The sequence below is a fragment of the Glycocaulis sp. genome (assembly GCF_050485565.1).
In the GTDB taxonomy this organism is placed as follows: Bacteria; Pseudomonadota; Alphaproteobacteria; order Caulobacterales; family Maricaulaceae; genus Glycocaulis.
Genome location: NZ_JBJHBQ010000008.1, coordinates 82,977 through 95,537 on the forward strand (window position 1 = coordinate 82,977; position 12,561 = coordinate 95,537).

The window sequence follows — 12,561 nt, forward strand, 5'->3', positions numbered from 1 at the left end:
AAGCGTTGCGCCGGCGGGGACAGCATGAAACTGGACGATATCGAGACCAGCACACCTGTGCGTGTGCCCGTTTCCGCCAGATGGCAGGACCGGCCCATCCTTATCGTGGATCCTTCCAACTTCCTGCGCCGGCTGATCGCGGACGTGCTGCGCCATGCCGGCGCCGATCACGTCCACACCTTTGCAAGCAAAGATGACGGGCTGTCGGCCGCCGTGACCTATGCCCGCCCGATCATCATTGCTGACTGGTCGCAGGCTGCATCCGCCGGACCCGCGCTGACGCGTGCGCTTCGCCGCAAGAACCTTCCTGTGCGCCGCGCACCCGTGATCGCGCTGGGCAATAGCGGGCAGATGCGCGAGGTCGAGCGTGCGCGCGATGCCGGCGTCAATGCCTTCCTTCTGCGCCCCGTAGCCCCTGCCTCCCTGTTTGCCCGGCTGGATGAAACCGTCGCCCGCCCGCGCCCCTATGTGGAGACCGAGAGCTTTGCCGGACCGGACCGGCGGACACGCCCCAACCAGAATGGCCGCATCGCGTGGAAGCGCGGTGTGGACGTGGAATCGGGCCTTGCCACGCCGCTGGAAGCTGCTCTGGCGCAAGCCGACGCCATGGCAGAAGCCATGATGCGTCAGGGCGACATGATCGCGGCACGGGTCGGCCGGTCCCTGCGCCAGTATCTGGAAACGGTGCGCGATGTCGGCCCGCGTGAGACCGAGATCATCACCCTGCACCGCTCGGCCCTGCGCCGCCTGCAGGAGTTTGAGAATGCGCCCGACGCTCACCGCAACGAGCTCGTGAACGGCCTTGAAGAAATCACTGCCCGCAGGCTGGCCGCCTGACATCGCCCCCCTGAGCACCCCTCTGGCCAAGCCATAAGCTGCCCGTTAAACGGCAGCTTATGGCTGACGATTTGCAGACACTCCTCGACACCCTCGCCCCGCTATTGGTGGATGGTTCGCCTCATGCGGTGGCGCTCGGCTTCAAGCTGGAGCGCATCGAACCGGGCATGGCCGAAATGCGCGCGCCCTATCGCGATGATCTGATCGGCGATCCTGATACCCGCGTGCTGCATGGCGGTGTGGTGACGGCGCTGCTGGACCATGCCTGCGGGCTGGCCGCCTTTGCGGGGCTTGGCGGCAAGGACGCGACCGCCACGCTCGATCTGCGCCTTGACTATATGCGCCCGGCAGAACCGGGGCGCGATGTGGTGGCGATAGCGCGCTGCGTACGCGCATCGGGGCTTTTCGCCTTTGTCAGCGCCATCGCCCATGACGGGGATGAAACCGATCCGGTTGCGACCGCTGCCGCCGCCTTCATGGTCAGCCGGGTCAGCCAGGAAGCGGCCGCGAAGGCAAGGCGTGCCTTTGGCCAGTCGGCCACACCGATCAGCAAGGTGGAAGAAGAATGAGCCCGCTAGAGCCGCTCCTCTCCAGCCCCTATGTGCGCATGATGGGCGTGCGTTTCGATGGTCATGGCGACGAGCTGACGGCCATCCTGCCCTATGCCGAAACGCTGGTCGGCAATCCGCTGATCCCGGCTTTGCATGGCGGCGCGATTGGCGCCTTCATGGAGATCACCGCCTCTGCCGCCCTGCTGGCCGGCACGCGGCTTGCGGCCCTGCCCAAACCTATCGATGTGTCGGTGGACTATCTGCGCCCGGCACGGCCCCAGGACGTCTATGCCAGAGGCATCATCACCCGTCAGGGCGCACGCGTGGCCAATGTGCGCGTGGAAGCCTGGCAGGACCGCCGGGCTGCGCCCGTCGCCGCCCTGCACGGCCATTTCCTCATCAAGCCGGAAGGGGACGGCTAGGATTTAGCCAGCGCCTCACCCAGAGCCGCGCCGCTATCCCATGCCAGCTCCGCCCGTCCGCCGAGCCGCCAGTCGCCGGCGCAACCGACCGTTCCGGTCTCATCAAGGGCAAAGGGTGTGCCGGGCGCCTTTTCGCTCAGCGCGTAGCGCCAGCGATGGGCTGCGCTCCAGACCGGGCGCGCCGGGAAACCGAACCGGACATGGGCTTCTTCCACAAGATTGCGCACCACCGCGTCGGGGCTGGCTTCCAGATTGGCCCGCGACCAGCCGGTTGTTGCGTGCAGTATCCACACCTCCGGCCCCGTCCGGCCCGGACGTGACCCCATGCGCGCCATCCACGCAAGCGCGCCGCCATAGAGCTTTGCGCCGTCAAATCCCGGATCGAAGGGCGCATCCAGCACCGTCATCACGGCCTGACACGGACCGATTTGCGCCGCGTTGCCTTGCGCGATCTGGCTGGAGAAATCACCGTCGGTGCGTGCCAGCAGATCGACCAGCTGTTCGGGTGGAATCGTGATCGCCACCGCGTCGAACGGCCCCTCGCGGCGGCCATCTTCCAGCACGAGCATCCACGCGCCGGGCCCGCCTGCCAGCCGTACCACTCTTGCTCCGAACTGCACGTCGAACCCGCCCAGCGCGTGCTTTACCAGCGCATTCATGCCCGGCACACCGATCCAGCGGTCTTCCTTGCGCAAGGGTTCCAGATTGCCGCGCCGGTCTATCGAAACCAGCCGCGCATCCCAGATGGCCGCCGCACCGGCATCACGCGCCTCCTGCATGAGGGCTGAGAACCCCTCGCCGCGCGCGGTAATGAATTGTGCGCCATGGTCAAAACCTGCCTCGCCCAGCGGCGTATCCACCCGCCGCGTGGACAGGCGGCCGCCGGGCCCGCGCGCCTTGTCGAAAAGCTGGCAGGTGTGCCCGGCTGCCTTCAGGGCGCGTGCGCAGGCTGCACCGGCCAGTCCGGCCCCGATAATGGCTATGCGGCGTTTTGCCATGTCTTCTTTTCCGCCCCCGGCACCGGTCTAGATAACACTTCAAATGGACCACAAAACGCAAACACAAGATCAACGCACTGCAAACGGACCTGAATATGGCTTGTGTGAGGTGTTTTTCGGCAGTGGGGACCCGCGATGAGGCGCAAGGGCGATCTGCCTGAGAAGATATGCGCGGCCTGTGGCCGTCCCTTTGCCTGGCGCAAGAAGTGGGAACGCGTCTGGGACGAGGTGCGCTATTGCTCGAAACGCTGTTCGGGCGAGGCGAAGAAAGCGCGGCAAAGCACAGCGCCTTAAATCAAGTTCACGCGCGCGCCATCAAGGCGCAATCTTTCCCGCTCCAGAGTGTGCCTTGCGTGGCTGGCAAGACCGGGACGTCAGATCCCGGCACCGGCTCCGCACGGTCGATAACACACTCAGGAAACAAGGAAACACGCCCCATGAAAGCCCTCCCCCTCATGCTCGCTGCCATCGCGGCGATCAGCGTCTCTGCGCCGTCTTTCGCCGCCGAACCGCCCGTCCGCTCCGTCAGCTTTGACACCTCCGAACTGCGTTCAGCCGAGGGACGCCAGGCGGTCGGGGAAAGACTTGAACTGGCCGCGCGCCAAGTCTGCCGCCAGCCCGGCCTCCATGGCCTTGCCCGCCATACCCATGAGGCACGCTGCCGGGAAAACGCGCTGCAGGACGCATACGCCGAACTGGATGCCAGAGGATACCGGGCGGCCAGCGCGCCCGTGTCCGCTCACACAGCGCAGCTGACCTCCACCCGCAGCGGCCGCTAGCGGCCAGTTGCACGCCCCGTTTGCCCGGCTCTGTTTCCCCTTTGCCGAGGCAGTCACTGGCCCTCGCGCCCTTGCGGTGCGGGGGCCACCCTTTTTCCTCAGGCGAAATCGTTTTCCAGCACGATCCGGTAGCGCGGCTTGCCTTCGCGAAGACGCTGGAATGCCTCGTCAATCTGGCTCATGGGCATGTATTCGACATAAGGCGCAATTGAATGGCGCGCGCAGAATTCCAGCATTTTCGCCATCACGGCCGGGCTGCCGACCGGAGAACCGGAGACCGATTTCTGACCCCCGATCAGGGCAAAGGCCGGCACCGGAATGGGCTCTGAAATGACCCCCACCGTATGCAAGCGGCCCTTGGGCGCGAGCGCGGCGATATAGCGGTTCCAGTCGAGCGGCACGGCGACCGTGGAGAGGATGAAATCATGGCGTCCGGCCTCAGCTTTGAGCGCATCCTTGGAGCGGCTGTCGACGACACGGTGCGCGCCCAGCGCGCGCGCTTCCTCTGCCTTTGATCCGGACGAGGTAAAGGCCGTCACCTCACAGCCCCAGGCTTTGAGGAACTGGACGGCGAGATGGCCCAGCCCGCCAATCCCGATCACGCCCACTCTGTCGGTCGGCTTCACGCCAAATTCGAGAATGGGCGCAAACACGGTGATACCGCCGCAGAAGAGCGGCCCGGCGCTGCGCGCATCCAGCCCCTCTGGCAGCTTCACCGCCCAGGCCGCCTGCAGGCGCACAGCCTCGGCAAACCCGCCATAGCGGCCAAGCGCGATGCCTTCAGAGTCCCTGCAGAGATTATGATCCCCGCCCATGCAGTTGTGGCAGGTGAGGCAGGAGCGGGACATCCAGCCCGCATCCACCCGGTCGCCGGGTTTGAGATGCGTCACCGAGCGGCCCACCGCCGCGACTGTGCCGACCACTTCATGGCCCGGCACCAGCGGAAACTGGGTCTCACCCCATTCCTCATCCAGCAAAGAGAGGTCTGAATGGCAGAGCCCGCACGCCTCGACTTTCAGCTCCACCTCATCATCGCCCAGAGGGCCGGGGTCAAAGCTGATCTGTTTGAACGCTCCGGCGCGTTCGCTGGCGGCATAGGCACGGATCATGGGCGGTCTCCTTGTCTCGCCAGCAGGGCGTCACACGGCGCAAGCTAATGTGAACACATCGCGTTTGCGAGAGCCGGCAATTGGATTTATGCGGCGGTGATGACAGCTGCGCCGCCCCTCACCCGCCGTAAAGTACTGGCCCTTGCGCTGCCGATCATGGCCGCAAATATCGCCACGCCACTGGTCGGGCTGGTGGACATTGCCGTCATTGGCCGGACCGGCACAACGGCAGAGATCGCCGCCGTGGCACTGGGCGCGCTGATCTTCAACTTCCTCTTCTGGGCCTTCGGCTTTCTGCGCATGGGCATGACCGGCCTGACCGCGCAGGCAGACGGTCGCGGCGATGAGGCAGAGGTACGCGCCAGCCTCTGGCGCGGCATCATCACCGGGCTGGCCATAGGGTGCGTCTTGCTGGCCGCGCAGTGGCCCTTGCGCGAACTGGCCTTCACCCTGTTTTCCGCAGAAAGCGGCGTGGAGGCAGCGGGGCGGGCCTATTTCGATGCACGCATCTGGAGCGCGCCAGCGGCGCTGGCTGGATTTGCGCTTTATGGCTGGCTGATCGGGCTGGGGCGCACAGGCATGGCACTCGCCCTGCAGGCGGCGCTGAACCTTATCAATGCAGGGCTTTCCATCCTCTTTGTGGCCGGGTTCGGCTGGGGCGTGGCCGGTGTCGCCTGGGCGAGCACGCTGGCGCTGTGGCTGCATCTGCTGCCCGGTATCGCCATTGTGGCGTGGATACTGCGCAGCCGGATCGCGGCTTCCGTCCCGCTTGCGCTCATTCTGGCACCTGCTGCCATCCGCCGCCTGCTGGGCGTCAACCGCGACATCTTCCTGCGCACGCTGGCCCTGCTGGCGGGCTTTGCCTGGTTCAACGAGGCGAGCCTGCGCGAAGGCACCGAGGTGATGGCCGGCAATGCAGTGCTGCTCCAGTTCATCTCCATCATCGCCTATTTCCTCGATGCCTTTGCCCATGTGACCGAGACCGTGACCGGCAAGGCGGCGGGAAAAGGCGACTGGAAGGGGCTTAAACGCGCGCTGCGCCTGACAACCGAACAGGCCGCGGGCTTTGCCGTGCTGGCAAGCCTCATGCTCCTGCTGGCCGGTGAAACGCTGATCGGCCTTATCACGACAGACCCCGCCACGCGCGCAGCGGCGATGGCCTATCTGCCGTTCTGCGCGCTGGTGCCGCTGATGGGGTTTGCCAGCTGGCAGCTGGACGGGCTGATGATCGGCACGACCAGAGGCCCGCTCATGCGCAATGCGATGATCGCCGCGCTATTGATCTATCTGGCGCTGGATTTTGCCCTGCGCCCGGCCTTTGGCGGGACGGGGCTGTGGCTGGCGTTTCTGGGCTATTATTTGGCGCGGGCAGGGACGCTCAGCCTCGGCCTTTCAGGGCTGAAACGCGATATCATCGCTCAGGCGTCCACGCCCACCGCTTCGGCGAGAGATGTATAACCATCGGCCCTGATGCGCGCCGCGAGACCATCGCGCAAGCGCTTTACCAGGCCCGGCCCTTCATAGACGAGCGCGGTGTAAAGCTGGATCGCGCTCGCGCCTGCGCGGATCTTGGCGTAGGCGCTGTCCACCGAATTAATACCGCCCACACCAATGAGCGGCAGGTCCGGCCCGGCGGCTTTACGCACCTGACGCAGCACTTCGGTGGAGGCCCCGGTCAGCGGCGCGCCGGACAAGCCGCCCGCCTCGCCCTTGTGCTGACTTTTCAGGGAATCCGGCCGGGCGAGCGTGGTGTTCGACACGATGAGGCCGGAAATGCGGTTCGCCATCGCCACGCGCACGATGGACTCAATCCCCGCCGCATCCAGATCAGGCGCGACTTTGAGGAAGACCGGCTCGGTCCAGCGCGCATCATTGACGCGGGCGAGCAGCGCGCCCAGCGCCTCCTCGCCCTGCATATCGCGCAGGCCCGGCGTGTTGGGCGAGGAGATATTGATGGTGAAGAAGCTGGCGAGACCTTTAAGCGCCTTGACCAGCGTCACATAATCGCCTGCCCGGTCCTCGCTATCCTTGTTGGCCCCCAGATTGATGCCGACCACGCCCGGCTTGCCGGCGCGCGCCTCCAGGCGGGTTTTAAGCACGTCCAGCCCCTCATTGTTGAAGCCCATACGGTTGATGACCGCGCGGTCTTCGCGCAAGCGGAAGAGGCGCGGCTGGGGGTTGCCCGCTTGCGGGCGGGGCGTGACGGCGCCCAGCTCCACAAACGCAAAACCCGCCGCCAGCAGCGCATCAGGCGCTTCGCCATTCTTGTCATAGCCTGCGGCCAGCCCGACCGGGTGCGCCAACTCTATGCCTGCGATGGAGGTTGCCAGAACGGGGTCGGCGTCTGCCGCCAGTTTCGGGCCCAGCCCCGCTGCCAGCGCCTTCAGGCTCACCCTGTGGGCGGTTTCAGGCGGCAGAAGCGTGAGGCTTTTCGCGGCGAGATCAGCAAGCGCCATTACAGCTCCTCCGGCATGCGCCAGCCGCCCCTATCATCACGCCGCAGAATATGCACAGACATGATCGCAGCGAAGGGAAGCGGCCCGTAAATATGGGGAAACAGCTCGCCGCCGCGCGACTTTTCCCATTTCAGACTGCCGCCCAGCCTGCCCGCATCGATCACCGCCAGCGCTACGCGCTCCACGCCCTCAAAATGGGCTGCGAGCGTGCCTTCCAGCTGATGGCGGGCCGAGCAATGGATGAAGCCATCGGCGTGGTCATGCGCCGCGCCCTCATACACACCCGTCAGCGCTGCTGCGCCAAGCTCGGCCGGATCGGCGAAACGGTAGATCACATCATCGGTCATAGCATCGCTCTAGACCGCCCCGAACGCTCCGGCAAGAGCGCCGCAGAGACTTGACATTCTTCCCCAGCAAAGGAATAAATTCCTTTTCTATGGTTAAAGGAGGCGCGGCCATGCTCACCCACGCCCAGGTCTGGCGCGGCATTGACCGGCTTGCCCAGCGCGTTGGCACCTCGCCTTCGGGGCTGGCCCGTCTGGCGGGGCTGGACCCGACCACATTCAACCCGTCAAAGCGCGTGGCCTCGTCTGACAGCAAGCCGCGCTGGCCGTCCACCGAGAGTCTCGCCAAGGCGCTGGACGCGGCAAAGGTCAGCTTTGCCGAGTTCGCCGGTCTTGCCACCGACTCCATCGCCGGCCGCTCAGTGCCGCTGATCGGCATGGCGCAGGCGGGCAATCAGGGCTTTTTCGATGATGCAGGCTTTCCGGTGGGATCGGGCTGGGAAGAGGTGATCTTCCCCGGCCTTGATGACGAAGCCTGCTATGCGCTCGAAATCTCCGGCGAGTCCATGCTGCCGGTTTACAGGCCCGGAGACCGTATCGTCGTGGCCCCCCATGCCCAGCCCCGGCGCGGCGACCGGGTGGTGGCCAAGCTGCGCTCCGGCGAGGTGATGGCCAAGGAGCTCGGCCGTACCACGGCGCGCACGGTGGAGCTGGTCTCGCTCAACACCGAGTACGAGACCCGCGTGCTTGATGTCAGCGAGCTGGTGTGGATGGCCCGCATCGTCTGGGCGAGCCAGTAATTCAGTGATGCTCCGCACATTCGTGCGTCGTTTCGGGCAAAAGTGCCCGGCGGCCGGTCGGCCTTGCGGACGGCGGAACGCCGTCCGAAGAGCGCGAACGCGCGCCCGCGACTTTTCGCGGAACATCGCAACGCGGATGCGTTGCGGAACTAAAAAGCCCCTCACTCTCTAATCCTCGTAAGAGAACACCTCTTCGAGCGGCTTGCCGAAGACGCGGGCCACGCGGAAGGCCACTTCCAGTGAGGGCGAATAGCGTCCCTGCTCCATGGCGATCACGGTCTGGCGGGTGACGCCCACCGCATCGGCGAGTTCGGCCTGCGTCATCTCGCCGGCGTGAAAACGCTGCTCGCGGATCGTGTTGGCGATGTGGGTTTTGCCCTTGCCCATGGGGTCAACCGACCCGGTAGGCGATGGCCCGCAGCACGCTCTTGGCAATTTCGCTCGCCACCAGCGTGAACATCAGCGCATGGGCGATCCAGTAGGGCTCGATATCTGCGAACAACAGTATCAGCGCCCAGACAATCCCGATGCCGAGCACGACGCCGGAACGCGCCTCTGCCCTGATCTCGATGGAGCGGTCGCGCTCATCTGGCTGTTCAGAATCCTTCGGCGCAAACACCGTCGCGGTGATATGGAACGCCACCATCAGCGCGACCAGCAACAGCACCATACGCAACAGGCTGCCCCACACCGCATCAAGCGCAGGCGGCGGCGCATCGGACAGAAGATGCCCGGCCACGGTGTAGAAATACCCGCCGAACACGATGGCGAGGATGACCAGCATGGCCAGATTGGTTTTCTCGTGAAACGACATGTCAAAAAACTCCGCCAACAGGTATGAATTACCTTACACATGGGTGTGTAGGATCACGAGGCGGGCATGTCAAGTTTTTCGTACAAGTGACGGCGTGCCCTAGCGCTCCATCTCCGCAACGGCGAGGCGGGCGGCATGGGCCGGATCATCCGCAAGCGCACGCAGCAGCATGCGGGCGCGAGTACTGATCGCGGTATCGAGCGCAGCATCAAGTCCCTCGCGCGGTGGCAGCTCAGCCGAACGGGCAAGCTGCGCGCGGGCCGCGTCCATATAGGCCGCCTCACCACTGGCCAGCAGCGCCACGGCGAAGAAATAGGCGATCACCGGATCATCGGGGGCGCTGGCGATGGCTTCGCCATAGGCGGCCATGCCCTCTGCCATGGATGCGCCCAGCGCACGCCCGCCGCCCCGGCGCACCACCTCGAAATGCCAGGTGCCCAGCATGGCCGGTCCCCACGGATCATCCCCGTCCAGCGCAATGGCCCGCTCGATATGGGTTTTGCCCTGCTGGGGCAGGCGGCGCATGAAGGCCCGGAACGTGCCGGTATAGCGCCCCTCGAACCCTATTGCTGCGGCCATGCGCAAATGGGCCTCGGCCAGCGTATCGTCAGCAGCCACGGCGCCGCGGGCATGGGTGAGAAGGCGGCCAGCCGTAGCGCGGCGGTCCTGCGCCTGATCCGCCATCAAAAGCGCGAGCGCAGCCCCGGCGGCAAAGGCTTGCGCTTCGGCGGATGGATCGGCACTGGCAAGGATCTCCGCGCGGGCAAAATCACCGGCCGCGTACGCCTCGCGCGCTGCCGGCAGACTGGCCATTGCGGGCGCAGCGAACGCCAGCAACAAGATTGCAATAACGATCAACGGCATGGAGCGCATACGCTCCAATCTAACCCGTCCTTGCCCGGCGTGAAGGGATCACGTTTCCACCGGCACCCAGATTTCCACACCACCTTCACCCGTCATCGGGTCGAACTGCGGTCCGTAGCGCTCGAATGAAGGCGCATCAGCGGCTGCCAGCCCGGCACGCGACAGCCCCTCATTCCATATCGCCGCGATGGTGGCTGGCAGGGCGGAAACATGGCCCGAATGGGTGAACACGCCATAGCGTTGCGCCGGTACGCGCAAACGGGTGAATTCCTCGGGCAGATCTTCAAAATCCTTCACTTCGACGGCGCAGACATAATCGAAATGCCCTGCATCGTCGAAATTGCAGCATACGCCGTAGCTCACATCACCTACCTGTCCCGGGACATGGCCAATATGAGGCGCGAACCGGCCCCACTGGGCCGGAATGCCCTCATTGCCGGCATAACTGTAGCGCGCGCCCAGGCCGGCGAGCAGCAGAACGCCCTGCTCTTCCATCCGCGGCGGGGCCAGGCGTGTATCACTGGATATCGTCATTCTGAAAGGCTCCACAAGCTCAAGGTCATCAACACGGCCCGTCTTGCGAACATCATCCGGCGTGACGCCGAACTGCTCGCGAAAGGCGCGGGTGAACGCTTCGTGGGAGCTGTAACCGGCCTCCAAGGCCACCGAGATGATATCCGGTGCCCCGGCCGCCAGCATGCGCGCCGCCTGGCTTAGCCGTCTGGCCCGGACATGGCGCATTAGCGGGCGGCCTGCCACGGCGCTGAACGCCCTTAGCACATGGTATCGGGACACACCGGCAAAGGCTGCGATAGCGTCAAGGTCCAGCGCATCATGAAGCCGGTGCTCTATGAACCAGGACACTTTTTCCGGCAAAGAGGCCCGTTCCGCCGGTACAGGCAGGCCGGGGCAGGATGCAGCAGTGCCGGATGGCTCGGTCATGGCTATTGCTCCTTCAAAGCCATAACGTTCTGGACCGGATCGCGCACTCCCGCTTGACCGGAATTGCTGTGTCAGCTCTTGCCCATGTCCTCGCCGTTGAGCGCGCGGCGGATGAGGTGAATGGTGCGCGGCAGGCCGTATATGGCTGCAAACCCGCCAAAGCGCGGGCCTTGCGACTGGCCGAGCAGCACTTCGTAGAGCGCCTGGAACCAGTCGCGAAGCTGTTCAAAGCCTGCATCCTTGCCGGCTGAATAGACTTCCGTCTGGATCAGCTCGGCATCGCGCTCATCCGGTGACAGCGCCTCAAGGCGCGCCACGAGACCCTCCAGCCCTGCCCGCTCCTGCGCGTTCGGCGCTCGGTAGGATTTGGCCGGTTTGACGAAGTCCTCGTAATAGCGGATCGCATAGTCGGCGAGCCGGTCGAGGAAGGGCTCGCTTGCCGGGCTCGCATCAGGCGCATAGCGGCCGATAAAGCCCCACAGCGTTTCCTTGCTGGAGGCGTTGGCCGCCGAGACGAGATTGAGCATCAGCGCAAAGGAGATATCCGCGCCAGGCACAGGCGGTTCACCTGAATGGATATGCCAGACCGGGTTCTCGATGCGCTTTTCCGGCTCCTGCGCCTGATAAGCAGCCAGATGCTGGCGATACTCGTCCACGGCCTTGGGGATCACGTCGAAATAGAGCCGTTTGGCGGTTTTGGGCTTCTGGAACATGTAGAGCGACAGGCTTTCAGCCGGCGCATAGCGCAGCCATTCCTCCACCGCGATGCCATTGCCCTTGGTCTTGGAGATTTTCTCGCCCACCTGATCCAGGAAGAGCTCGTAGCAGAACTGCACCGGCGGCTCGGCGCCGATAATGCGGCAGATGCGCGAATAGATGGCACCATTGACCTGGTGGTCCTTGCCATACATCTCGAAATCGACGCCCAGCGCGGCCCAGCGCGCGCCGAAATCCGGCTTCCATTGCAGCTTGGTATTACCGCCCGTGACCGGCAGGGTCAGCTCCTCGCCGTCCTCGTCATCGAAGGTGATCGTGCCTGCATCTGCATCGATGGCTTTCATCGGCACGTAGAGCACGCGGCCCGTCTTGGGGCTGATCGGCAGGAAGGGGCTGTAGGTGGCGCGCCGCTCCTCGCCCAGCGTCGGGAGCATCACCTTCATGATGTCGTCATAGCGCTCCAGCGCCGTGAGCAGCATCTGGTCATACGCGCCGGAGCGGTAAAGCTCGGTCGCGGAGAGGAATTCGTACTCAAAGCCGAACCCGTCCAGAAACGCGCGCAGGCGGGCATTATTGTGGTGGCCGAAGCTCTCATGTGTGCCAAACGGATCGGGCACATCGGTCAGCGGACGCTGCAAATGGGCTTCGAGCTTTTCCGGGTTGGGGATATTGCCCGGCACCTTGCGCATCCCGTCCATATCGTCGGACACGCAGATCAGGCGGGTCGGGATTTTTCCATCGGTGAGCACCTCGAAGGCATGGCGGACCATTGTGGTGCGCACCACCTCGCCGAACGTGCCAATGTGCGGCAGGCCGGACGGGCCATAGCCGGTCTCGAAGACCACAGGCTTTGACGGACCCCCACGCTTTTCCACGCGTTTGAGCAATTCCCGCGCGAGCTCGAACGGCCAGGCTTTGGCGTTGGCGGCAAGGGCGGAATACTCACTCATGGGGCGGGCGTCCTGTCTGTCGTTGAAGGATGGGCTGG

Annotated in this window: 16 protein-coding genes; 7 read left to right on the forward strand and 9 right to left on the reverse strand. The window is 64.8% G+C overall.

The window, feature by feature from the left end:
- Positions 1–24 precede the first annotated feature (24 nt).
- From ACQ5ID_RS10255 to ACQ5ID_RS10265, 3 genes are read left to right on the forward strand one after another with little or no spacing between them, the layout of a single operon-like run.
- Positions 25–837: a response regulator gene (locus ACQ5ID_RS10255; RefSeq protein WP_429912358.1), complete on the forward strand. Its 813-nt coding sequence runs from the start codon at positions 25–27 to the stop codon at positions 835–837.
- A gap of 59 nt (positions 838–896) precedes the next feature.
- The gene (locus tag ACQ5ID_RS10260) at positions 897–1,406 is read left to right on the forward strand and encodes a PaaI family thioesterase (RefSeq protein WP_429912359.1); all 510 of its coding nucleotides are present in this window, start codon (positions 897–899) and stop codon (positions 1,404–1,406) included.
- A complete protein-coding gene (locus ACQ5ID_RS10265) occupies positions 1,403–1,810 on the forward strand; it encodes a PaaI family thioesterase (protein ID WP_429912360.1) in 408 nt (135 codons plus the stop codon). Before ACQ5ID_RS10260 ends, ACQ5ID_RS10265 begins: the two co-directional genes overlap by 4 nt.
- On the opposite strand, the gene ACQ5ID_RS10270 is transcribed toward ACQ5ID_RS10265, so the two are convergent.
- A complete protein-coding gene (locus ACQ5ID_RS10270) occupies positions 1,807–2,808 on the reverse strand; it encodes an NAD(P)/FAD-dependent oxidoreductase (protein ID WP_429912361.1) in 1,002 nt (333 codons plus the stop codon). The genes ACQ5ID_RS10265 and ACQ5ID_RS10270 overlap by 4 nt on opposite strands.
- Before the next feature lie 135 nt (positions 2,809–2,943).
- On the opposite strand from ACQ5ID_RS10270, the gene ACQ5ID_RS10275 reads away from it, so the two are divergent.
- Both ACQ5ID_RS10275 and ACQ5ID_RS10280 read left to right on the forward strand, forming a co-directional pair.
- Entirely contained in the window at positions 2,944–3,102 is a 159-nt protein-coding gene (locus ACQ5ID_RS10275) for a DUF2256 domain-containing protein (RefSeq protein WP_429912362.1), read from the forward strand.
- A gap of 143 nt (positions 3,103–3,245) precedes the next feature.
- On the forward strand, positions 3,246–3,587 hold the full coding sequence (locus ACQ5ID_RS10280) for a UrcA family protein (RefSeq protein WP_429912363.1): 342 nt from the start codon (positions 3,246–3,248) through the stop codon (positions 3,585–3,587).
- Positions 3,588–3,685: 98 nt separating this feature from the next.
- On the opposite strand, the gene ahr is transcribed toward ACQ5ID_RS10280, so the two are convergent.
- Positions 3,686–4,696 carry an NADPH-dependent aldehyde reductase Ahr gene (ahr, locus tag ACQ5ID_RS10285; protein WP_429912364.1) on the reverse strand — a complete coding sequence of 337 codons (1,011 nt, stop codon included), beginning with the start codon at positions 4,694–4,696 and terminating at the stop codon, positions 3,686–3,688.
- A 99-nt stretch (positions 4,697–4,795) separates the two neighbouring features.
- On the opposite strand from ahr, the gene ACQ5ID_RS10290 reads away from it, so the two are divergent.
- Positions 4,796–6,154 carry an MATE family efflux transporter gene (locus ACQ5ID_RS10290; protein WP_429912365.1) on the forward strand — a complete coding sequence of 453 codons (1,359 nt, stop codon included), beginning with the start codon at positions 4,796–4,798 and terminating at the stop codon, positions 6,152–6,154.
- Here ACQ5ID_RS10290 and ACQ5ID_RS10295 read toward each other — a convergent pair.
- Positions 6,115–7,152 carry a quinone-dependent dihydroorotate dehydrogenase gene (locus ACQ5ID_RS10295; RefSeq protein WP_429912366.1) on the reverse strand — a complete coding sequence of 346 codons (1,038 nt, stop codon included), beginning with the start codon at positions 7,150–7,152 and terminating at the stop codon, positions 6,115–6,117. The genes ACQ5ID_RS10290 and ACQ5ID_RS10295 overlap by 40 nt on opposite strands.
- The gene (locus ACQ5ID_RS10300) at positions 7,152–7,499 is read right to left on the reverse strand and encodes a DUF952 domain-containing protein (RefSeq protein WP_429912367.1); all 348 of its coding nucleotides are present in this window, start codon (positions 7,497–7,499) and stop codon (positions 7,152–7,154) included. The genes ACQ5ID_RS10295 and ACQ5ID_RS10300 overlap by 1 nt, the downstream gene beginning before the upstream one ends.
- 110 nt (positions 7,500–7,609) lie before the next feature.
- Here ACQ5ID_RS10300 and ACQ5ID_RS10305 point away from each other — a divergent pair, with 110 nt between their 5' ends.
- Positions 7,610–8,236: a S24 family peptidase gene (locus tag ACQ5ID_RS10305; RefSeq protein ID WP_429912368.1), complete on the forward strand. Its 627-nt coding sequence runs from the start codon at positions 7,610–7,612 to the stop codon at positions 8,234–8,236.
- 168 nt (positions 8,237–8,404) lie between these two features.
- Here the strand turns inward: ACQ5ID_RS10305 and ACQ5ID_RS10310 are convergent, their stop codons facing one another.
- From ACQ5ID_RS10310 to ACQ5ID_RS10330, 5 genes are all read right to left on the reverse strand, one after another.
- Complete coding sequence (locus tag ACQ5ID_RS10310; protein WP_429912369.1) at positions 8,405–8,623, reverse strand: helix-turn-helix transcriptional regulator; 219 nt, start codon at positions 8,621–8,623, stop codon at positions 8,405–8,407.
- 4 nt (positions 8,624–8,627) lie between these two features.
- Positions 8,628–9,050 (reverse strand): hypothetical protein, encoded by a 423-nt coding sequence (locus tag ACQ5ID_RS10315; RefSeq protein ID WP_429912370.1) that lies wholly within the window; start codon positions 9,048–9,050, stop codon positions 8,628–8,630.
- 99 nt (positions 9,051–9,149) lie between these two features.
- Positions 9,150–9,914 (reverse strand): hypothetical protein, encoded by a 765-nt coding sequence (locus ACQ5ID_RS10320; RefSeq protein ID WP_429912371.1) that lies wholly within the window; start codon positions 9,912–9,914, stop codon positions 9,150–9,152.
- Positions 9,915–9,962: 48 nt separating this feature from the next.
- Positions 9,963–10,856 (reverse strand): AraC family transcriptional regulator, encoded by an 894-nt coding sequence (locus ACQ5ID_RS10325; protein WP_429912372.1) that lies wholly within the window; start codon positions 10,854–10,856, stop codon positions 9,963–9,965.
- A 71-nt stretch (positions 10,857–10,927) separates the two neighbouring features.
- On the reverse strand, positions 10,928–12,523 hold the full coding sequence (locus ACQ5ID_RS10330; RefSeq protein WP_429912373.1) for a lysine--tRNA ligase: 1,596 nt from the start codon (positions 12,521–12,523) through the stop codon (positions 10,928–10,930).
- Between the last annotated feature and the right edge of the window lie 38 nt (positions 12,524–12,561).